20 protein-coding genes and 1 pseudogene are annotated in these 18,800 nt (G+C 63.3%); 12 read left to right on the forward strand and 9 right to left on the reverse strand.

Features of this window, described 5'->3' with window-relative positions; genetic code table 11:
• Positions 1-23 precede the first annotated feature (23 nt).
• Positions 24-884: a sugar phosphate isomerase/epimerase gene (locus Q0X68_RS05250; RefSeq protein WP_297748560.1), complete on the reverse strand. Its 861-nt coding sequence runs from the start codon at positions 882-884 to the stop codon at positions 24-26.
• A gap of 152 nt (positions 885-1,036) precedes the next feature.
• On the opposite strand from Q0X68_RS05250, the gene iolG reads away from it, so the two are divergent.
• The 9 genes from iolG to Q0X68_RS05295 all read left to right on the forward strand — a co-directional run bounded on the left by iolG (position 1,037) and on the right by Q0X68_RS05295 (position 11,444).
• A complete protein-coding gene (gene iolG / locus Q0X68_RS05255) occupies positions 1,037-2,020 on the forward strand; it encodes an inositol 2-dehydrogenase (protein WP_297748563.1) in 984 nt (327 codons plus the stop codon).
• A 132-nt stretch (positions 2,021-2,152) separates the two neighbouring features.
• A complete protein-coding gene (locus Q0X68_RS05260; RefSeq protein ID WP_297748565.1) occupies positions 2,153-3,115 on the forward strand; it encodes a LacI family DNA-binding transcriptional regulator in 963 nt (320 codons plus the stop codon).
• 123 nt (positions 3,116-3,238) lie between these two features.
• Positions 3,239-4,429, forward strand: a complete 1,191-nt coding sequence (locus tag Q0X68_RS05265) for a Gfo/Idh/MocA family protein (protein ID WP_297748568.1) — start codon at positions 3,239-3,241, stop codon at positions 4,427-4,429.
• A 12-nt stretch (positions 4,430-4,441) separates the two neighbouring features.
• A complete protein-coding gene (locus tag Q0X68_RS05270; protein WP_297748572.1) occupies positions 4,442-5,440 on the forward strand; it encodes a sugar phosphate isomerase/epimerase in 999 nt (332 codons plus the stop codon).
• A 118-nt stretch (positions 5,441-5,558) separates the two neighbouring features.
• The gene (locus tag Q0X68_RS05275) at positions 5,559-6,488 is read left to right on the forward strand and encodes a sugar phosphate isomerase/epimerase (protein ID WP_297748575.1); all 930 of its coding nucleotides are present in this window, start codon (positions 5,559-5,561) and stop codon (positions 6,486-6,488) included.
• Positions 6,489-6,517: 29 nt separating this feature from the next.
• Positions 6,518-7,525: a Gfo/Idh/MocA family protein gene (locus tag Q0X68_RS05280; protein ID WP_297748578.1), complete on the forward strand. Its 1,008-nt coding sequence runs from the start codon at positions 6,518-6,520 to the stop codon at positions 7,523-7,525.
• Between the two features lie 45 nt (positions 7,526-7,570).
• Complete coding sequence (locus Q0X68_RS05285) at positions 7,571-8,443, forward strand: sugar phosphate isomerase/epimerase (RefSeq protein ID WP_297748581.1); 873 nt, start codon at positions 7,571-7,573, stop codon at positions 8,441-8,443.
• Between the two features lie 130 nt (positions 8,444-8,573).
• Positions 8,574-10,163 carry an MFS transporter gene (locus Q0X68_RS05290; protein ID WP_297748584.1) on the forward strand — a complete coding sequence of 530 codons (1,590 nt, stop codon included), beginning with the start codon at positions 8,574-8,576 and terminating at the stop codon, positions 10,161-10,163.
• A 135-nt stretch (positions 10,164-10,298) separates the two neighbouring features.
• Positions 10,299-11,444, forward strand: a complete 1,146-nt coding sequence (locus Q0X68_RS05295) for a zinc-binding dehydrogenase (protein ID WP_297748588.1) — start codon at positions 10,299-10,301, stop codon at positions 11,442-11,444.
• 40 nt (positions 11,445-11,484) lie between these two features.
• On the opposite strand, the gene Q0X68_RS05300 is transcribed toward Q0X68_RS05295, so the two are convergent.
• Both Q0X68_RS05300 and Q0X68_RS05305 read right to left on the reverse strand, forming a co-directional pair.
• Entirely contained in the window at positions 11,485-12,255 is a 771-nt protein-coding gene (locus Q0X68_RS05300) for a sulfite exporter TauE/SafE family protein (RefSeq protein WP_297748590.1), read from the reverse strand.
• A gap of 94 nt (positions 12,256-12,349) precedes the next feature.
• Positions 12,350-12,571 carry a hypothetical protein gene (locus tag Q0X68_RS05305; protein WP_297748593.1) on the reverse strand — a complete coding sequence of 74 codons (222 nt, stop codon included), beginning with the start codon at positions 12,569-12,571 and terminating at the stop codon, positions 12,350-12,352.
• 210 nt (positions 12,572-12,781) lie between these two features.
• Between Q0X68_RS05305 and Q0X68_RS05310 the strand changes: the two genes are divergently transcribed.
• The gene (locus Q0X68_RS05310; protein WP_297748595.1) at positions 12,782-13,531 is read left to right on the forward strand and encodes an ABC transporter permease; all 750 of its coding nucleotides are present in this window, start codon (positions 12,782-12,784) and stop codon (positions 13,529-13,531) included.
• A 128-nt stretch (positions 13,532-13,659) separates the two neighbouring features.
• Here the strand turns inward: Q0X68_RS05310 and Q0X68_RS05315 are convergent, their stop codons facing one another.
• Positions 13,660-13,863 carry a PIN domain-containing protein gene (locus Q0X68_RS05315; RefSeq protein WP_297748598.1) on the reverse strand — a complete coding sequence of 68 codons (204 nt, stop codon included), beginning with the start codon at positions 13,861-13,863 and terminating at the stop codon, positions 13,660-13,662.
• A gap of 334 nt (positions 13,864-14,197) precedes the next feature.
• Complete coding sequence (locus tag Q0X68_RS05320) at positions 14,198-14,683, reverse strand: DUF1877 family protein (RefSeq protein ID WP_297748601.1); 486 nt, start codon at positions 14,681-14,683, stop codon at positions 14,198-14,200.
• A gap of 247 nt (positions 14,684-14,930) precedes the next feature.
• Between Q0X68_RS05320 and Q0X68_RS05325 the strand changes: the two genes are divergently transcribed.
• Both Q0X68_RS05325 and Q0X68_RS05330 read left to right on the forward strand, forming a co-directional pair.
• Positions 14,931-15,173 (forward strand): type II toxin-antitoxin system Phd/YefM family antitoxin, encoded by a 243-nt coding sequence (locus tag Q0X68_RS05325; protein ID WP_297748605.1) that lies wholly within the window; start codon positions 14,931-14,933, stop codon positions 15,171-15,173.
• A gap of 109 nt (positions 15,174-15,282) precedes the next feature.
• Entirely contained in the window at positions 15,283-15,558 is a 276-nt protein-coding gene (locus Q0X68_RS05330) for a PIN domain-containing protein (RefSeq protein WP_297748608.1), read from the forward strand.
• A gap of 85 nt (positions 15,559-15,643) precedes the next feature.
• On the opposite strand, the gene Q0X68_RS05335 is transcribed toward Q0X68_RS05330, so the two are convergent.
• The 4 genes and pseudogenes from Q0X68_RS05335 to Q0X68_RS05350 form a co-directional block, all read right to left on the reverse strand.
• A complete protein-coding gene (locus Q0X68_RS05335) occupies positions 15,644-16,396 on the reverse strand; it encodes a MerR family transcriptional regulator (RefSeq protein ID WP_297748610.1) in 753 nt (250 codons plus the stop codon).
• Positions 16,397-16,422: 26 nt separating this feature from the next.
• Positions 16,423-17,328 (reverse strand): DUF2268 domain-containing protein, encoded by a 906-nt coding sequence (locus tag Q0X68_RS05340; RefSeq protein ID WP_297748613.1) that lies wholly within the window; start codon positions 17,326-17,328, stop codon positions 16,423-16,425.
• A 132-nt stretch (positions 17,329-17,460) separates the two neighbouring features.
• On the reverse strand, positions 17,461-17,817 hold the full coding sequence (locus Q0X68_RS05345) for a DUF2185 domain-containing protein (RefSeq protein ID WP_297748616.1): 357 nt from the start codon (positions 17,815-17,817) through the stop codon (positions 17,461-17,463).
• Positions 17,818-18,226: 409 nt separating this feature from the next.
• Positions 18,227-18,800, reverse strand: a pseudogene (locus Q0X68_RS05350) (hypothetical protein); the annotation flags it as partial.

The raw sequence follows: 18,800 nt of genomic DNA on the forward strand, positions 1-18,800 counted from the left end.
CTCATTCCTTGTGAAGATGTCACTCAGGCGAGTGCCTGCAGTGCCTCCAATGACTTCTTCGCTTCGACGATGGGGCCACCGTCTGCGGGAGGTTCATCGTCGAGCATCTTGTCTTGCTCAAGCACGTAGTAGCCGTCGAATCCGGCCTCGTCGAGGAGCTTCACGATCTGCGCGAAGTCGATATCGCCCTCACCGATGGGGGTGAACACGCCGCCCTTGATGGCCTCCGACCAGGTGAGTTCGCCGGGCAGCAGCTTGTCGACGAGGTCCTTGCGCACGTCCTTGGCGTGCACGATGCCGACGCGTTTGGCGTACTTGCGCACCAGTTCGACGACGTCGGCGCCGCCGGCGGCGAGGTGGCCGGTGTCCAGGCAGAGCCCCACCGACGAGTTGTCGAGCACGCGCTCTACCTCGTCGACGTTTTGCACCATGGTGCCCCAGTGCGGGTGGAGGACGGCGGTGACGCCGCGGGCGGCGCACGCGTCGGCGATCTTGCTCATGTTGGCGAACAGTGTTGCCCAGCCCTGCTCGTCGAGGACGGGGCGGTCGTCGTACCCGTCGCGCCCGGAGTCGGCTGCCAGCACGAGGAACTCGCCGCCGGCGGCTTCAAAAGCGTCGAGTTCGCGTTCGACGGCGGGCAGCGGGTCGATGTCGGGGTCATGCATGACGGCGAGGAAGAACGAACCGACCGGCCTCAGGCCGTAGGGTTTGATGGCTTCGGCGCGGGCGGCGGGGTCAGTGGGCAGCCAGCCTGCGGGGCCGAACTCGGTGGCGGTGAGGCCGATTTCTTTCATTTCGGTGAGGACGCGCTCGGGCGACATCTGGTAGCCCCAGCCCGGTACTTCACAAACACCCCAGCTAATTGGTGCGCCAGCAATCTTCATTGATCTACTCCTTGGTTGCAGGATGGAAACTTCTTGTTCCATTATGTCCTATCAAAGAGTAAATGATCCCGCGGGTGCGACGAAAATCGCACGGGTACACTAGATTTGTTCGTACATTGCAATGGCGCGCTGGAGCGCCTGAAGGAGTGAACATGATTCGTTTCGCAGTGATCGGAGCTGGGCGCATCGGCCACGTCCACGCACGTTCCATCGCAGCCCATCTTCAGGCGGAGCTCGCCATGATCTGTGACCCGTTTGAAGACAACGCCAAGTCGCTCGCCGAGCAGTACCAGGTGCCGTACGTGCTCGATCCGGCCGAGGTATTCGCGTCCGACGTCGACGCCATCGTGATCGGATCGCCCACGCCCATGCACGTCGAGCACATCCTCGCGGGTGTCCGTGCCGGCAAGCGCGTACTGTGCGAGAAGCCGGTGGCCCTCGACCTCGCAGAGGCGGAGCGCTGCCGCGACGAGCTCGGCGCCGAGGCTGATCGCGTCATGCTGGGCTTTAACCGTCGCTTCGACCCCACCTTCGCCGACATTCACGCCCGCGTGGCGGCGGGGGAGATCGGCGAGCTGCAGCAGTTCACCGTCATCTCGCGTGACCCCGCAGCCCCGCCTGCCCAGTACGTCGCTAGCTCCGGCGGCATCTTCCGCGACATGACGATTCACGACTTCGACATGGTGCGCCACTTCCTCGGCGACATCGTCGAGGTGTCCGCGTTCGGCAGCAACACCATCCAGGAAATTGCCGACGAAGGCGACTTTGACCAGGCCGTCATCACCCTGCGCGCCGCTGATGGACGCGTCGCCACCATCGTCAACTCGCGCACGTGCTGTTACGGCTATGACCAGCGCATGGAAGCCTTCGGTGACAAGGGCTCCCTCACCGCCGACAACCTCACCGCCACCCAGGTGCGCAAGGCCGGGCCAGAGCTCACCGAGGGCCGAGGCGCGATCCTCGATTTCTTCCTCGACCGCTACGCCGACGCCTACGCGCTCGAGCTGGGCGCCTTCATCGAGGCGGTCCAGGCCGATGGGCCGGTCTCCCCGAACGTGCACGACGGCGTGCTCGCCCTGCAGATTGCAGATGCGGCCACCGTCAGCGCTAAGGAGCGCCGTACCGTCACGCTCTAATCGAGCGGAGGTCCGCGGGCGGCGTCGAGCGTGTCTCGGCGCCGCTTCGCGTTGTGTGAACGTGGTGAGCGCGCCGGCGTCGGGCAGCCACTACGCTGTGCTGGCAGCCACCGTGAGTGACAGGAGATGCAAGTGCAACCGGCCGTGACGCAGAGTGATGTAGCCCGGGTCGCTGGCGTGTCCCGAGGCCTCGTCTCGCTCGCCTTGGCGGACTCCCCGAAGGTGGCCGAGGCGACGAAGGCCCGCATTCGCGCTATCGCCGACGAGCTCGGATACTCGCGCAACTTCGGCGCGGCGGCGCTGGCGTCGTCGAGTTCGACGCTGCTGGGAGTAGTGCTGCCGAACTTGCGCAATCCATACTTCGAGAGCCTCATGGCGGCCTTGCAGGGCGAGGCCGAGAGCAGGGGGCTCACCGTACTGGCGGCCACCGCGTCGGGCGATGAGGCGCGCGAAATCGCCATGCTCGAACACTTTCGTGCCATGCGGGTGGGTGGTGTCGTGCTGGCCACCCCGTCGCGGTCAGCCAGCCACTACGCGCAGTTCGCTTCGCGCTTGCCGCTGGTGATCGCCGGTTCGCCGTACGCCGTAGGACCTGCGCACGTGGTGCACATCGACGAGTACCGCGCGGCCAGGCAGGTTGTCCAGCGGGGGCTTGCTGAGGGTCACTGTCGGTGCGTCTACGTCATGCCCGCAGGGGGAGACGGCGCGACGCAGTACCGACGGGCAGCCATCGCCGCAGCGTGCGACGAGGCTGACGCGCCGCTGGCCATCGTCGATGCCACCGATCGCGCGCGCTTGGTGGACGAGATCGCCACGCATCCAGAGCAGGTGTGCGTGATCGCGCACCATGACCTCCTGGCGATTGAGATTGTGTCGCTCGCGCTGCAGCAGGGGTGGCGGCTTGGGGCCGAGGTCGGGTTGGTGTCGTACGACAACACCTTCCTCGCCGCGTACGAAGGATTCAGTCTCACGTCGGTGGATCAGCAGCCGCACGTGCAGGCTCGGCGGGCGCTGGATGCGATTGCGGAGCCGGGCGGCGACGTGGGGCGAGACCTCGTCGTCGAACCGCAGTTGGTGACGCGCACCTCGGGCTGAGTGGGAAATATCAGCCGAATCTCCACGGAATAATGTCTTGACATTCCATGGTGGGGCGATTAACGTTGGCGATAGTTAACGCGTGTTAATTCGCACGTGCCGGACCGCTGACGAAGGAGTCCCATGTCCTCAACACCTACCTCCGTGGCCGTGATTGGCGCAGGTATGGCTGGGCGCACACACGCAAACGCGTGGCGTCAAGCCTCGACGCTGTATGAGCCTGACCTGCTCCCCGACGTGCGGCTGGCCGCCATCTGCGACGCCTACGAACCGTTTGCGAAGGCGGCCGCCGGGTCGTACGGGTACGAGCGTTACGTCACCGATTGGCGTGACATCGTCGAAGCCGACGACATCGACGTCGTGTCCATCGTCGTCGCCAACAAGCTGCACCGCGAGATTGCCGAGGCGCTCATCAAAGCCGGCAAGCACGTGCTCTGCGAGAAGCCGCTCACCGACACCCTCGAAGACGCCAAGGCCATGACCGAAGTGGCGGAAGCGCACCCCGAAGTGGTCACCGGCATCGGCTTCGGGTATCGCCGTCAGGCGTCCATCGCGAAGATCGCCGAACTCGCCCGAGACGGTGCTCTCGGCGAGATCTACCACTTCGACGGCCGCTACTGGTGCGACTACGGCGCAGATCCCAACACCCCCATCGCGTGGCGGTACAAAGGCCCCATGGGTTCGGGAGCGCTGGGCGACGTCGGCTCCCACATGACCGACGTGGCCGAGTTCATCTGCGGCCCCATCAAGCGCATCTCGGGCGCGACGATGGCCACGGTCATCACACACCGCCCACCGGCAGTGCAAGGTGTTGCCGGTGGACGCGGCGTCGCCGTGACTGCCGAGGCCACGGAGGAGGTAGAAAACGACGACATCGCCATGTTCAATGCCGAGTTTGAATCAGGTGCGGTCGGCACGATCTCCGTCTCCCGCGTCGCATTCGGTGATCCGAACGCGCTCATGTTCGACGTCATGGGCTCCAAGGCCAAGGCCTCGTTCGACCTCGCCCGCGGCGGCGAGATCACGCTCAACGACGGGTCTGCCGAGGCCGGCATGCGAGGTCCGCGACGCATTCTCACCGGCCCCAATTTCCCCTACTTCAAGGGCGGCTCGTCGATGGACTTCGCCGGCGTGGGCACCACGCAGATCGACCAGTTCAACTTCCAGGCCCGCGCATTCCTCGACCAGGTTGCCGGCGTCGACGAGGGTCTCCCCGCTGTGCCCTCGTTCAGCCACGGTTACCGTGCCATCCGCATCCAGCACGCCGTCGCAGAATCTGCGGCAGCCGGCGGCAAAGCCGTCGACACTCACTGAAAGGAACTATCAATGTCGCTCGTTCTCGGTGCGTATACCGCTTGTCTGCATGACCGCCCGCTGGCCGACGCCCTCGACACGCTGAAAGGCATGGGGCTCACCGGCGCTGAACTGAACATTGGCGGTTTCATCCCCTCGCCACACGCTCACGTCGATGCCCTGCTTGCCTCGCAGGCGGCACGCGACGAGCTCCTCGCCCTGTTCGAGGAGAAGGGCATGGTGCTCGCAGGGCTCACTGCCTCGGGAAACCCGCTGAACCCGCTGCCCGACATCGGCCCACGCCACCACTATGACCTCAAGCGCGGCATCGAGCTGGCGGGCAAGCTCGGTGTGGAGGAGATCGTCTGCATGTCCGGCGCCCCGGGCTCCGATCCCGACGCGAAGTACCCGTCGTGGGTGGTGAACCCTTGGGACGGCGTGTACGGCGAGATCCTCGACTACCAGCACTCGGTGCTCGATCCGTACTGGCGTGAAATGGACCAGCGTGCGCAGGACAACAACGTCAAGCTCGCCATCGAGCTGCACCCCCACAACACCATCTTTACGCCGGTGGGTTTCATGGAGTTCGCGGAACGCATCGACGCGAAGAACGTCGGCGTGAACATGGACCCGTCGCACCTCATGTGGCAGCAGGTCGACCCCATCGAGGCGACGCGGTACCTCGGCGAGCGTATTTTCCACGTCCATGCCAAGGACACCAAGATCGAGCCCGGGGTGGGTATCCGCGGCGTGCTCGACACGTCGCATAAGCGCCCGCCTGCCAACGAGGCCGAGCGGTACCCGTCGGGCATGAACCACTGGTGCCAAGTGTGGCCCGACGATCCGGCCTGGAGGTTCGTGCACGTCGGTGCTGGACATGACCAGGCGTGGTGGACGGAGTTCCTGCGCGCGGTAGCGGAAATCAACCCCGAGATGCACGTGAATATCGAGCATGAGGACAACCAGTTCGACAACGTCACAGGGCTCGAACGTGGAGCCGAAGTGCTGATTGCAGCCAACGCTGCGCTGTAGGTGTGACGACGAATGCCAGTCTTTGTCCAAACAAAGATTGGCATTCGTCCGCCTATTGGTGTATTCTGCTGTTGCAGGGACGATGACTTGTCCGGACTTTCACATGAGGGTGACAGTGATGTCAAAGGCAGTGAACACGAGCGATCCGAAATATTCCAAGCTCACCATTGGCGTATGCCCTGATCAGTGGGGGGTGTGGTTCCCCGAAGATCCGAAGCAGATGGATCCCCGCCAGGCTTGGGAGGAGATGGCCGAGGCTGGGTTCGAGGTGATCGAGACTGGCCCGTTTGGCTATTTCCCCACTGAGCCCAAGGAACTCCAGAAGTGGTGCGACGAGTTCGGCATGCGCGTCGTCGCCGGCACCGGTTGGGGCATCCTCCACAAGCAGGAAGCGTGGGAGGACACCCTCAAGACCTTCCGCGCCATTGCTGAGACGCACGCCGCCGTCGGCGCCGAATACATCGTGCACCTCCCACCGCTCTACCGCGACGATAAGACCTGGGAGTGGACCGACGACCGCGAGCTCTCCGACGACGCCTGGAAGCTCTACGTCGAGCACGCCAACCAGCTCGGCCGAATGCTCCTCGACGAGTACAACCTCAAGATGGTGCTCCACCCCCACGGCGATTCGCACATCGAAACCCCCGCCGAAATCGGCCGCATCCTCGACGCCACCGATCCCACCTACGTGAACCTGTGCTTGGACTCCGGGCACGTGGTCTACGGCGGTGGCGACCCCGTCGAGCTGTGTCGCAAGTACCCCGAGCGCGTCACCTACGTGCACATCAAGGCCTTCGACGAAGCCATCACTAAGGAAGCGCACGAGAAGGACTGGCCCTTCGGTGAGGCCGTCACCAAGGGCGCGTCGGTGTGCCCGCCCGCTGGCCTGCCCGAGATGCACGCGTTCGTCGACGCGCTCGCCGAGCTGGATCGCCCGATCTACGCCATCTGCGAGCAGGACTGCTACCCCTGCGATCCGTCGTTCCCGAAGCAGAACGCCATCAACATGCGCAAGTACCTCGCCGAATGCGGCCTGGGATTGGCCTGATCGCCCAACACTCAAGGAAGAGAACAACCATGACTGTACGCATTGGACTCATCGGCGCCGGCGGCATGGGCCGCGCACATCTCGCCCGCATCCACGACGAGCTCTCAGGCGCGACGATCACCGCCGTCGCCGACATCAACGTCGACGCCGCGAAATCAGCCGCCGAGCCGTACGGCGCCAAGGCCTACGCCAGCTCCGACGAGCTCATCAACGACCCGGAGGTTGACGCCGTCGTCATCGCGACGTTCGGCAAGGTGCACGCACCCGACGTCATCAAGTCGATTGAGGCCGGCAAGTACGTGCTGTGCGAGAAGCCTCTGGCCACCACCGCTGAAGACTGCATCAAGATCATGGAAGCCGAGCAGAAGGCAGGCAAGAAGCTCGTCACCGTCGGTTTCATGCGCCGCTTCGATGCGGGCTACAACCAGATGAAGGCCATCCTCGACGAGGGCGCCCACGGCTACGCCACGCTGGTGCACTGCCGTCACCGTAACCCGTCGGTGCCGGAGGGGTACACCACCCGCAACATGATCGACGACACCGCGATCCACGAAATCGACATCTGCCGGTACCTGCTGGGTGAGGAGATCGTTTCCGTCCGTGTGGATACGCCGCGCGCGACGTCGAAGCGGTTCAGCCACCTCCAGGACCCGCTGGTGCTCGTCGCGAAGACGGAATCCGGTGTGCTGATCGACGACGAGATCAATGTCAACATCCAGTTCGGCTACGCCATCGAATGTGAGCTCGTGATGGAGGCCGGCACCGTCCGCCTCGGCGATCAGGAGAAGGTGCATGTGCGCGACCTACAGGGTGACCGCAACGCTATCTGCGAGTCGCACATCGACCGTTTCCAGGCAGCGTTCAACACCGAGTTCCAGTCGTGGATCAACGCTGTCGCGGACGACCGTCACACGGGCTCGACCTCGTGGGACGGCTACGCTGCTACTGCCGTCGTCGATGCGAGCATCGAATCGCTCGAGAACGACGGCAAAACGGTGGATGTGAAGCTCGTCGACAAGCCCGACTTCTACGCCTGACCAGGAATCACCAACGACACGCTGAGAGCTGGAGAGGAAACCCCAATGGTTGATATCGCGCTCGACCCCAACATGTACTACATGACCATGTCGACGGCAGACACGCTGCGTAAAGCAGCGGAGCTCGGGTTCCGCTACGTCGAACTGTCGCCGAACAACGAGTTCCACCTGTGGCACCACTACCCGAAGGCGGACAAGGCGTTCATCGACGAGCTCCGTCGCGCAGAGAAGGAGACCGGGGTGAAGGTGCGCACCATCAACCCCGTGTTCAACTGGGCGTCGCCGAATGAGGAAGAGAGGCAGGCGCAGGTGCGCAACTGGCGAAGGCTGCTCGAACTCGCCGACGCACTTGAGGTGCGCGACATCGTCTCCGAGTTCTCGGGCGACCGGAACCAAGCCCAGCGCTCCGAGGGCCAGTGGTACAAGTCGATGGAGGAGCTCAGCCCGGTGTTTGAGCAGTACGGCCTCCGGCTGAGCATGGAGGCGCACCCGTACGACTTCGTCGAACTGCACGACCGCGCCCTCGAACTGGTGCGTTCCATCGATAAAGATTGGGTGGGCTACGAATATTGCTGCCCGCACACCTTCCACCTCTCCGACGGTGTGGGCGATGCCGGCCGGATGATCCGTACCGCTGCCGAGGCGGGCAAGCTGTGGGAGGTGCACGTCGCCGACGGATTCAACCACCGCATCAACGACGGCAACCGGTACATCATCAACCCGCCGGGTGCCGACGTGACCGTCCACCAGCACAATGCCATCGGGTATGGCGAAGTGCCGTTTGACGAGGTGTTCGACACGCTGCGCGATGTGAACTTCGACGGTGTGCTGTCGGTATGCGTCTTCGGATGGCATGAGCGAGCCGACGAACACAACAAAGCAGCGCTGGCGAAGCTCACGGAAGTCTTCGGTTCCTAGCCTGCACGCTCCTCCCTTCGATAGCCGCCGGAGGGAGGAGCGTTGTCCTTGCTGACAACAATGTCGGCGGGTAGACAGCGGCAACCACCACAACCTGCCAGCGTTGGCAGAATCCTCACAAGGAGATCCCATGTCTCAGAACTCCGACTCCGCAGCGAGTTACTCGCGCGACGAGCTTGAGGAGCTCGTCGAGAAAACCCCGCCATCGGGGCCGAAACGGTCGCTCGGGCTGATCGCCATCGTGGCGACGCTCGGATCACTGTTGTTTGGCTACGACACCGGCGTCATCTCCGGCGCGCTGCCGTATATGTACCTCCCGACGGATGCGCACGGGCTTGCCCTCACCACCGCCGAGGAAGGCTGGATCGGTGGCCTGCTGTGCGTGGGTGCCGCGCTGGGAGCATCGTGGGGCGGCGTGCTGTCCGACAAGTACGGGCGTCGGCACAACATCATGCTGCTCGCCATCGTCTTCTTCTTTGGCGCACTGGGCTGCGCGCTCAGCCCGAACGTCTGGATTCTGTACTTCTTCCGCATCGTGCTCGGCTTCGCGGTCGGTGGTGCGTCGGCCACCGTGCCCGTCTTCCTGGGCGAGACGGCGCCGAAGCGGATCCGCGGCACCCTCGTCGCTGTCGACCAGCTGATGATCGTGTTCGGCCAGTTCCTCGCGTTCTCGGTGAACGCCGGCATCGCCCGCGCCCAGGGTGGCCCGGGTGTCGACGTCGAAGGTGGCCAGCACATCCTTTGGGACACCGCGCGGTCGCAGTTCGAGGCTGGCACCCTGGGCGCCATTATTGACGGCAACGGCCTCACCTGGCGGTACATGCTCGTGCTCGCGTCACTGCCGGCGATCGCCTTGTGGATCGGTATTCGTCTGATGCCGGAGTCGTCGCGTTGGTACGTCGCTAACCTGAAGATTCCCGAGGCCATCGGCTCGCTCAAGCGAGTGCGCGATGAAGAAAAGGACGGCCCCATCGTCGACGAGCTCGACGAGATGCTCGAGGTGCAGCGCAAGGAGTCGAACGCGGAGAAGTGGGGGCTCGGAAAGATTTGGAAGACGAAGTGGACCAGGCATCTGCTCATTTTGGGCGTGCTGCTGGGCTTTGCTGACCAGTTCACCGGCATCAACACGGCCATGTACTACACGCCGAAGATTCTCACCGCGGCAGGATTCCCGACGGACGTGGCCATCATGCTGAACGTCATCTCGGGCGGTCTATCGTTCGTCGGTTCGGCCGTCGGCTTGTGGCTGGTGACGAAGTTCGCCCGACGCCACGTCGGCATTTATCAGGAGCTCGGCATTGTGCTTTCGCTGGGTGCGCTGGCCTTCGTGTTCTGGAAATTCATCCTCCCGCACGAGACCGCCTCTGGTGAGATCGTCGGTGCTCCGAGCTTCGCGCCCATCTTGGTGCTGGTGATCATCTGCTTCTTCGTGTTCATCAAGCAGTCGGGCACCGTGACCTGGGTGATTATCGCGGAGCTCTTCCCGTCGAAGACACGCGGTCTGTCGATGGGTGTCGCCGTGGGCGCGTTGTGGCTGGCGAACGGCTTCGTGTCCATCATCTTCCCGCCGATGATGGAAGCACTCGGTGGTGCTGGAACCTACCTGGTGTTTGCCCTCATCAATGTGCTCTCGCTGTGCCTCTACATCTTCTTCGTCCCGGAGACGAAGTACGACTCCCTGGAGGAGCTCGAGATGCGCTTCGAGAGGGACTACTCCTAAACCGCTGCTGATCTAGGGAAACCCCACTGCACGAGCAGTGGGGTTTCCTATTTGTACTGACAAAGTGGTGATGGGCGGTTATGCTTGTTACGGACATGGCGCGGACCACGGTGGTCTGCGAGGAAGGGCAAAGCCATGACAAGCAAGGACGCAATCAAGATTCCTGAAACTATGCGCGCTGCAGTGCTGCGCGATACATCGAAGGGCCTGCAGGTCGAGACCCTGCGCACCCCTCGCCCCCGGGCAGGTGAGGTGCTCATCAAAGTGACCGCCTGCGGTCTGTGCCACTCCGACCTCCATGTGATCTCCGGCGCCATCGCCTTCCCGCTACCGGCCGTGCTGGGGCATGAAGTGACCGGCACCATCGTCGAGGTGGGGCCCGGCAACGAACACTCCGGGCTTGCGGTTGGGCAGCAGGTGGCGGGCGGCTTCCTCATGCCCTGTGGGCAGTGCGATGCTTGTGCGGCTGGCCACGACGAGCTGTGCGCCCCGTTCTTCTCCCTCAACCGTCTGGAGGGCAAGCTCTACGACGGAGAAACCCGACTGGCTACCCCTGACGGTGAGCAGGTCGCCATGTACTCGATGGGCGGCCTCGCGGAGTACGCGGTGGTTCCCTCGACGTCGGTGGCGGTAGCTCCCGAGGGTGTGGATATGGTGTCTGCCGCCATTCTCGGCTGTGCGGCGCTCACCGGCTATGGGGCGGTGCGACGCGGGGCCGACCTCCGATACGGCGAGACTGTGGCCGTCGTCGCCACGGGTGGCGTCGGTACGAACATCGTCCAGATCGCGGCCGCCTTCGGTGCCAGTCAGGTGATTGCCATCGACGTCTCCGACGAGAAACTGGAACCCATGCTTGGCTACGGCGCCACCGCCGTCGTGAACTCCTCCAAGCAGGATCCTCGAGAGGCTGTGCTGGCACTCACCAACGGCAAGGGTGTGGACGTGTCGTTCGAGGCGCTCGGCATTCCGGCGACCTGGAAGACTGCCCTCGACGTGCTCGCCGACGGCGGCCGCATGGTGCCCATCGGCCTGGGCGCTGGTGTGCAGACTGCCGAGGTGGAAATCAACAGGACGGTGCGGCGTTCGCAGAGCATCCTCGGCTCCTACGGTGCGAGGACTCGCCAGGACCTCCCCGCCGTCGTGGATCTCGCGGCTCGCGGCGTGATTAACTACCGCGACGTGGTCTCGCGCCGTCTACCCCTGGAGAAGGCCGGCGAAGGGTACGAGGCGCTGCGAAACCACGAGATCCAGGGGCGCGCCGTGGTTGATATGAGCCTCTGACTGGCTGCAAGGCTCGACGGCCGTGCAGCGTCGGCGGTGGTCATGCAATCAGCAGATAGGCCGCCGACACCACGGTCAACACCGTCACCACCGCGTCGAAGAGCTGTTTGTGCATGCGCTTGGCGAGCCAGCGCCCCACGAACGCGGACACAACCACGACGGGCGCCAGCACCGCGTCGATCCATAGCGTGGATGGTTTGATGATGCCGAGCCCGATGGAGAAGGGCAGCTTCAGTACGTTCACGATCCCGAAGAACCACGCCGTAGTGCCGAGAAAGCTCATCACGGAAAACTTCGAGGCCAGGAAGTACATGGTGGTAACGGGGCCGCCAGCGTTGGCGGCCATCGTCGTGAACCCGGCGAGAGTGCCGTAGACAGCGCGACCGAGGCGTCCCTGAATCTCGGGCGGCTTGGGGAGGCGCATGAGCGCCATCGTCGCTGCGATCAGAACGAGGAGCAGCGCACCGATGAAGCGCTTGGTGAACTGGTCCGACGAGAAGTGCAGGAAGGTAGCGCCGAGAACGACGCCGGCCAGCACGCCGGGGACGAGGCGTTTGAGTGCGGCCCAGTCGGCCTCGCGGTGGTACATGGAGATGGCCATGACGTCGCCCACCAGCAGGAGTATCAGCATGGTGCCGGTGGATTCCTTCGCCGGCAGCGCGGTGGCGAACAGGGCGACGGCTAACGTCGCGGCCCCGGGGAGGGCTGATTTTGAGATGCCGATGGCGATCGCTGCTATGACGAGCAGCGCCCACATGGGTGCGGAGATGGAGGTGAGCTCAGGGAGTCCGGAGAAGAGCAGTGTCACCACAAGGGAATTCTAGGGGAGTGGAATGGGAGGGTGGAGACTGCGCGGTCGCCGTTGTCCGCGCAGCGCAGGGAACCCTTCCCTTTGCTGACTGGCCTCAGACGATGCGGTTGAGGCTCAGGTAGATGCCGGCAAACGCGGCAGATGCGGACACGAGGGCAGCTACGGTAGCTACGATGGGTGACGCGATGCTGGCGCTGAGAATGGCCATCACGAGCGCAATGGCGGCGATGATGGACATGTGCACCATGAAGGCGCGGTTGTCAGCACCCTGGGTGGCCCTACGTGCCGGGGTGTATGGGATTGCTGGTGTGGTCATAGGCTATATTCCTTTCGGTTCCTGTGCGGAACCGTCCGGAGAAAGCCCCGCACGGCGGTGTGTCCGGCCAGTCGGCCAGGTCAACTATGTTCGCTGACGTCTCAACTATAGCACCCGACTCAAATGTAAAGACAAAATGGGTGGGGCGCTCGTTGGTGCCGGTGTGCAGGTCGGGTCGCGTGAGGGCGGCCGACGGATACACTCGGATAGATGGACTGGTCGGTGTGGGAATGGGTGCGGTTTACCGTCGGCCTCTCGGTGATGGTGGGCGCGGTGATCGCCATCTTGCGCGCCCACGGCGTCAAGATGGGGTGGGCTCCGGCGGTGGCCATCGTCCGCGCGTGCCTGCAGCTGGCGCTGATCTCCGTGCTACTCGGGGCGGTGCTGAAGTGGCCGTGGCTGGTGCTGGCGTTCATCCTGCTCATGCTCACGACGGCGTCGATGACCGGTGCCAAGCGGGCGGCGGAGCTGCCCGGCGGACGACGGAATGCGGCGCTAGCCGTCGTCGCGGGTGGCGTGGCGGCGACGGGGGCGTCGCTGTTGCTGGGGTTGGTTGGCCTCGATGTGCAGCAGATCATCGCCGTGGCGGGCATCTCTATCGGCAACGCCATGGCCGCGTCGACGCTGACCGCGCGTAACTATCTTGCGGCGCTGCGCTCCGGCGTCGGGGAAGTGGAAGGCTGGCTGGCGCTCGGGGCGACGCCGCCGCAGTCCACTGTGCGGCTGCGGAGGGACGCGGTGCGCGAAGCGCTCATCCCCACCATCGACCAAACCCGCAACACCGGGCTTGTCACGCTGCCGGGCGCGTTCGTCGGTGCCTTGTTTGCGGGGCTGAGCCCGGTGGCGGCGGGAGTGTTCCAGGTGGTGGTGTTGGCTGCGATTCTGCTCGCGAAATCTGTGACTGCCACGGTGTTCTCCACCCTCGCGGGGCGGGCGCGCCAGCTGGTGCCGAGTTCCTGAGGGTTGCGGGGCTGGGGCTCGCGAGGAACCTAACCCGATATCCACATTCGTTTCCTGAAACAGCCCATTCTGGCCCGATTTGGCAAACGCGTGTGGATATCGGGTTAGCTGCTGGCGGTAAGGCTCAGCTATTCGTGTTCCGGAACGAGCACGCGAACTCCGAAGCGAGCGAAGTCGCGATCAAAGGTGACCATCGTCGCATCGAGTTCCAGCGCCAGGGTGGCCAGATGAGCATCGTTGGTGAGATTGCCGGCCGTGCCTGATTCCGCCAGAAGCCCCGCAAGCAGGGTTTGCGTGGTGAGGGGGCCTGTGTTGACCGCGTACTTCAACATGTTGGCATCTACAGGCAGTATCAGCGGCCTTGGGTGAGTTTGTATGTCAGAGCCTCGTCCTCCAGGTCGGCAGTGAGCCTAGTGGCATGGGTGAGGTCTGTTTTAGGTGATCCCATATCGAAGCTGGGGAATGTGAAGTCGGCGTTGGGGTGTGACCCTAGGCCTCGACGTAGGGCATCGTTTACTACCTGTTTGAGCGGAGCCTGGCGTTTGGCCATCTCGAGCTCGAGCAACTTGGCCACATCAGGGTCAAAAGTGAGCGTCGTACGCATGGATTCATGATGACATCATGAAGGCTGACGTTTTGGTGTGAAACGTGATTCGGCTAGCGCGATCACCCGATCGTGTACACCAAACCCTCACTTGACTGGGCGAGCTCCCGCGTGAAGGCCTTGGCCTGCTCGAAGTGATACTTCAGGTAGTCCGCATCGTCTTCTTCGAGGGTCTCACAGAAGCTGGCGAGCTCATCGTCGGCGATGGCTTCGAGATCGTTGGCGATGTCCGCGACCTCGGCGGGCGTCAACGCTGCGACGTAGGGATGCCAGCCAAAACCATCGGGTAGTACGTCTCCTGCGACGAGAGCGTACGCGGGGCGCGGGTGTGCCGTTTGGTGCGTGAGCCGTTGCATGAGCGACCAGCACTTGTCTAGGTACAACATGCGAGGGCGCGGGTTGACGTGCATCGTGTATTCGTATGCGCCGACGGGCTCTAGCCCCCATGCGTCCGCCAGGGGGTCTGAGGAGAGGAACCGTTCGGGGTTCTTGGAAGCTTCGTCGATGTTCTGAGGTGCGACTGGATATGCGTAGTAGCGAATTCCCATGGCGGTTACAGTGCCATGCGTTTCAGCGCAGCGCTAGAGCCAGTCGTGAGCCTGTGGAAAACTCTCAAGTGCGGGGCGGATGGGAGCGCTCGTTGGTGTCCTGGACGCGCTAACCCGATATCCACACGCGTTTCGTGAAACAGCCGTTTTCGGCCGGATCTGGCAAACGCGTGTGGATATCGGATTAGGGCAGCGGTGTGCCTGCCTGCCGGCGGTATATGTGCTACATGGTGGCTACGCTCTCGGTATGCTGACCATCAGCCAACGTGAGATGCGCAATGACAGCGGCGCGATACTTCGTGAGACGGAGGCCGGAGAGGTCTTCGTCGTCACCCGGCGCGGCGTACCCGTCGCGCAGCTCGTCCCCTACGCAGGCGGTCACCGAGCCATCGAGCCCGCACGGCAAGAGGCGACCTTCGATGTCTCCGAGCTGGCCGCCAGCTCGATTCCGACAGCCACGGTGCTGGAAGATTTGCGTGGAGGGCGATGAGTCACTGGTACCTAGGTACGTCAGCCGTGGTCAAACTCCTGGTGAGGGAGAGCGAGTCGGCTGCGCTCATCCATATGATTTCCATGAGCGGCCAGCGTTGATCTCGTCGTTGCTCCTGGAAACTGAACTCCGTCGAACGGTTCAGCGCATCCCAGCCCTCAGCCAGGGGCTGGTTACCGAGTTGCTCGCGAAGGTCTCGTTGTTCGAGCTTGAACCGGCTCAATTCACGCACGCAGGCCTCTTGCCCGGCACGAATCTACGCTCCCTCGACGCACTGCACCTCGCGACAGCCATCGACCTGCAGGCGGATGCTCTCCTCACCTACGACGTGCGAATGGCTGCAGCGGCTGAAGAAGTCGGTATGCCTGTGCTGGCTCCGGCCTAATCCAACGGGTGCGTTACTGGAGGACGTGCGCTCCCGGTGGGTGATCGGGCTCGCAAACGTCTTATGTCCGTGGTGCCAGGGAGCGTCAGAGCTGGCGGACGTGGATCAGTAGTGCCTCGGCGGCGAAGTCGGCCCCTTCAGAGCTTCCGAAGGCGGGGTGAAAGTCCGGATTGGCGACGTAGAGCTGCGCCATTCCTTGCACCATGGCGGTCGCGTTCACGGGGTCGGTGGAGTGAGTTGGCGTTCCGGGGATTTCGGCAAACCATGCCACATGTGCGGCGGCGTGGGCTTGCGCCTCGGGGCTGGACGGACTGTGCCCAGCCGCATGCAGCTCGCCCCAGCGTGCGAGGAGTTGCTCGGCGTCGGCCTGGAACCGTTGTTGCTGCGTGGGGGTCTTGCTGTGCCACCATTGGTTGGATACGTCGAAGGCCTCTTGTCCCCACTGGGCAATCACTTCGCTCTCGTAACGATCGTTGAACCCCTCGAGCATCATGTCCATGCGCGGCTGGCGTCCCTCACGACGCATGGCGATGGTGTGCTCGACGGACGCGATGCGTCGGCTCAGGGCCTCGCTCTCACGCCGGAGCCTGAGGACGTGTTCCTCCAGAGCCGCCACTTCGTCGGCCTCGTTGTGTTGGGAGTCGAGGACGGTGGCAATGTCAGTCAAGGAAAGGCCCGCTTCGCGCAACAGCAGGATGCGTTGGAGGCGTGCCACGGCGCTCTGCCCGTAGTAGCGATAGCCGTTTGCCCCGATTCGGTCAGGGCTCAGGAGCCCGATGTGGTGGTAGTGCCGCAGGGTCCGAGGGCTGATCCCGGCACGCTGAGCCAGTTCTTTCACGGTCCACTCCACCATGCTCACCCTCATCAATGCGCGGTGGTGGCGAGCCCCAAACGCGGCAGGGCCACAGCCAGGATGTCGGCGGCGGGCAGCGTCAGGCAGTCGGCGGCACTTCGGCCAGTCTGGGACAAGTAGGCCTCGACGATACGGACACCAGCCGCATAACCAGCGCCCGTGGGTAGACCCACAGGGGTGACGCCGAATAGGCGTGCGCTGGCATCGCCCAGCACCCACGCGCTGAAATGCTGCATCCCGGTCACTTCCAAACCCTCGACCACACGTTCCAGAACGTCGTTATTCGCGCGTGTTTCTGCTGTGACGAAGTGAGTGAACCCCCGCGTACCGCAGGCCTCCGCAGCGAATAGGTCCGCCACTCCCTCGGCTACGACGTGCTCACCCACGGTAACCGTTCGAGGGTCCCACGGCACGCCGCCTGGCGAGTAGCGCACATTGTGGTGGACTTCGTGCAAAGCGATGCCCTCCAATCGACTCAACACCTCAGGGGTGGGCCAGACGGTGATCGTGATGAAGCCGCTGATCCCACCGAGGGCCGACAACCCGCGAAGCTCGTCCATGAAATGCTGATTACCGGGGTCGCCCAGGATGAGCAGCACTCGAAGGTCCGGCATGTCCATACCCGGATGAGCCGTCGATAAGCGCTCCAGTCCGTCTTGCAAAGCCCGCTCAATCCGCCCCCAGGCATCGGCTGATTCTAAAGTATGGAGGGTATCGAGAATGAGGTCGCTGGAGGCGCCAGGTCCGAACCCGAAGTTGTTGGCGTGCACCTGGGTTAGATCCAGGTTGCCCGGGATGAAGGAATGCATATCGGCCATTGGCGCCCACAATTCGCGGACCGCCGCATCCCACTCGCCAGGTGGTGCCTGTGCGAGACGCCGCATGCCAGTGAGGCTGTCGATCATCGAGATTGTCATGCTCACCACCGTAAACATTGACGTTACGAGAAGGTCAATCCCGTGCTCGAACCACTGAGTCCCGTTGAGCTGCAGCAGAGGGCGTTCATGAATTATAGCCGACGGTCACGGTAGGCGGATGACCGCGCTGGTTTACTTGCGGAACTGTGGTGGAATGTACTGCTCTTCTAGAGGGATTTCTCGCCCGGTGGGAGTGTCGACGATGCGAATCCCTAGTTCATCGCGCACGATTTGTAGATCTGAACCGACGGGAAGGTTCCAGATTCCAATGAGCGCCGGCTCAATACTGCACAGGAGATTGAAATCAGTGATTTGATAGTTACTCGTGTCCGCGAGGTATTCCTCGGTGTCGAGATGCCCCATGATAAACCAACCATTATCAGCCGGGTGCTGGGAGGGGTGGCGGACCATCCACCTGACCACGCCGACACCATTTAGCACATTTTTTGTGGCAATACAGGCACCCGCATTGGGGATGAATTCTACCATGCGAGACACGCTCCTTCCTGTCACGATTCAACTGGGATTTCCACTAGGGAGCCGCGGGTGCTGGGAGATGCACTTCTTTGTCTTGCCTTTTTCTCGAACAGAAATCACTCCAGCCGCACACGAGACGGTTGCTCCGGTATTCGGGCGGCATAAAGGTTTCGAGGATCGAGTTGTTTGGCCGGTAGCTTGCACGAGAGGTGTTCAGGCAGACAAGGCGCTTCGTCGTCGTGAAGGCTTGTCATCGGCTTGGGTCCTACATACATGGCGAGTTTTCTGCGCTGCGGCTGTCGCGGTCAGGTTAGCACACCACGTCGATCACGAAAGTGGCTCTTCGTATTTGAGGGTGTAGTTGGTGGTAGCGGCGTGGCGGCTGGTGGAAGGGGTCGAGGCCTTTCCATGATGGGAGTTCCTAAGCAACCCATGAGAAAGACCTCGACGTGTCCAACGCTACCTTCACTGCACCCGATCTGACTAGCTTCTGCGGCCTTGACGAGCTCGGGCTGGAGGTGACTGGGCAGCAGATCACTAGTTGTTCTGTCCGGACAGAACAGCTAGAGAACGATCCCTGGGTGATCGGGTAGGAGGCGCCGTTGGCGAACGGCAGGAAGAACTGGCCGGTGAAGGGGTACTGGTAGTCCTGCTGCGGCTGGGGCGGCGTGGTGGGCTGCGGTGCCCGGGTCGGCTGGGACGGCGCATCGGTGGAGGTGGGGACACCCTTCAGCGGGCCGTTCGTGCCGGTGTCGACCCACCCGTCGGAGACGTAGCCACGGCCCGGGATGCGATCCCACAGGTTCGTGCACCCCCAGCGGCCGTCCACCCAGTCACCCTGCACCTGGCACTCGATGGCGATCCGCTCACCGGGGCGCGGCCAGCTGACGCGCGTACCCGTGCGCGGCTCGGAGTTCACTGCGAGGGAGTAGCCCTCCGTGGCCGCGGTGGCGGTGAGGAGGAACTTGGCGAAGCCCTTCATGATGATTTCTCCT

Source organism: uncultured Tessaracoccus sp., from assembly GCF_947286155.1.
Classification (GTDB): domain Bacteria; phylum Actinomycetota; class Actinomycetes; order Propionibacteriales; family Propionibacteriaceae; genus Arachnia.

Bases quoted from the DNA above. Each gene is read 5' to 3' on its own strand.
- Q0X68_RS05290 (WP_297748584.1), top strand. From the start codon at position 8,574: ATGTCTCAGAACTCCGACTCCGCAGCGAGTTACTCGCGCGACGAGCTT.
- Q0X68_RS05295 (WP_297748588.1), top strand. From the start codon at position 10,299: ATGACAAGCAAGGACGCAATCAAGATTCCTGAAACTATGCGCGCTGCA.
- Q0X68_RS05270 (WP_297748572.1), top strand. From the start codon at position 4,442: ATGTCGCTCGTTCTCGGTGCGTATACCGCTTGTCTGCATGACCGCCCG.
- Q0X68_RS05310 (WP_297748595.1), top strand. From the start codon at position 12,782: ATGGACTGGTCGGTGTGGGAATGGGTGCGGTTTACCGTCGGCCTCTCG.
- Q0X68_RS05325 (WP_297748605.1), top strand. From the start codon at position 14,931: ATGCTGACCATCAGCCAACGTGAGATGCGCAATGACAGCGGCGCGATA.
- Q0X68_RS05275 (WP_297748575.1), top strand. From the start codon at position 5,559: ATGTCAAAGGCAGTGAACACGAGCGATCCGAAATATTCCAAGCTCACC.
- Q0X68_RS05250 (WP_297748560.1), bottom strand. From the start codon at position 884: ATGAAGATTGCTGGCGCACCAATTAGCTGGGGTGTTTGTGAAGTACCG.
- Q0X68_RS05305 (WP_297748593.1), bottom strand. From the start codon at position 12,571: ATGACCACACCAGCAATCCCATACACCCCGGCACGTAGGGCCACCCAG.
- Q0X68_RS05340 (WP_297748613.1), bottom strand. From the start codon at position 17,328: ATGACAATCTCGATGATCGACAGCCTCACTGGCATGCGGCGTCTCGCA.
- Q0X68_RS05280 (WP_297748578.1), top strand. From the start codon at position 6,518: ATGACTGTACGCATTGGACTCATCGGCGCCGGCGGCATGGGCCGCGCA.
- Q0X68_RS05315 (WP_297748598.1), bottom strand. From the start codon at position 13,863: ATGTTGAAGTACGCGGTCAACACAGGCCCCCTCACCACGCAAACCCTG.
- Q0X68_RS05285 (WP_297748581.1), top strand. From the start codon at position 7,571: ATGGTTGATATCGCGCTCGACCCCAACATGTACTACATGACCATGTCG.
- Q0X68_RS05265 (WP_297748568.1), top strand. From the start codon at position 3,239: ATGTCCTCAACACCTACCTCCGTGGCCGTGATTGGCGCAGGTATGGCT.
- Q0X68_RS05320 (WP_297748601.1), bottom strand. From the start codon at position 14,683: ATGGGAATTCGCTACTACGCATATCCAGTCGCACCTCAGAACATCGAC.
- Q0X68_RS05345 (WP_297748616.1), bottom strand. From the start codon at position 17,817: ATGGTAGAATTCATCCCCAATGCGGGTGCCTGTATTGCCACAAAAAAT.
- iolG (WP_297748563.1), top strand. From the start codon at position 1,037: ATGATTCGTTTCGCAGTGATCGGAGCTGGGCGCATCGGCCACGTCCAC.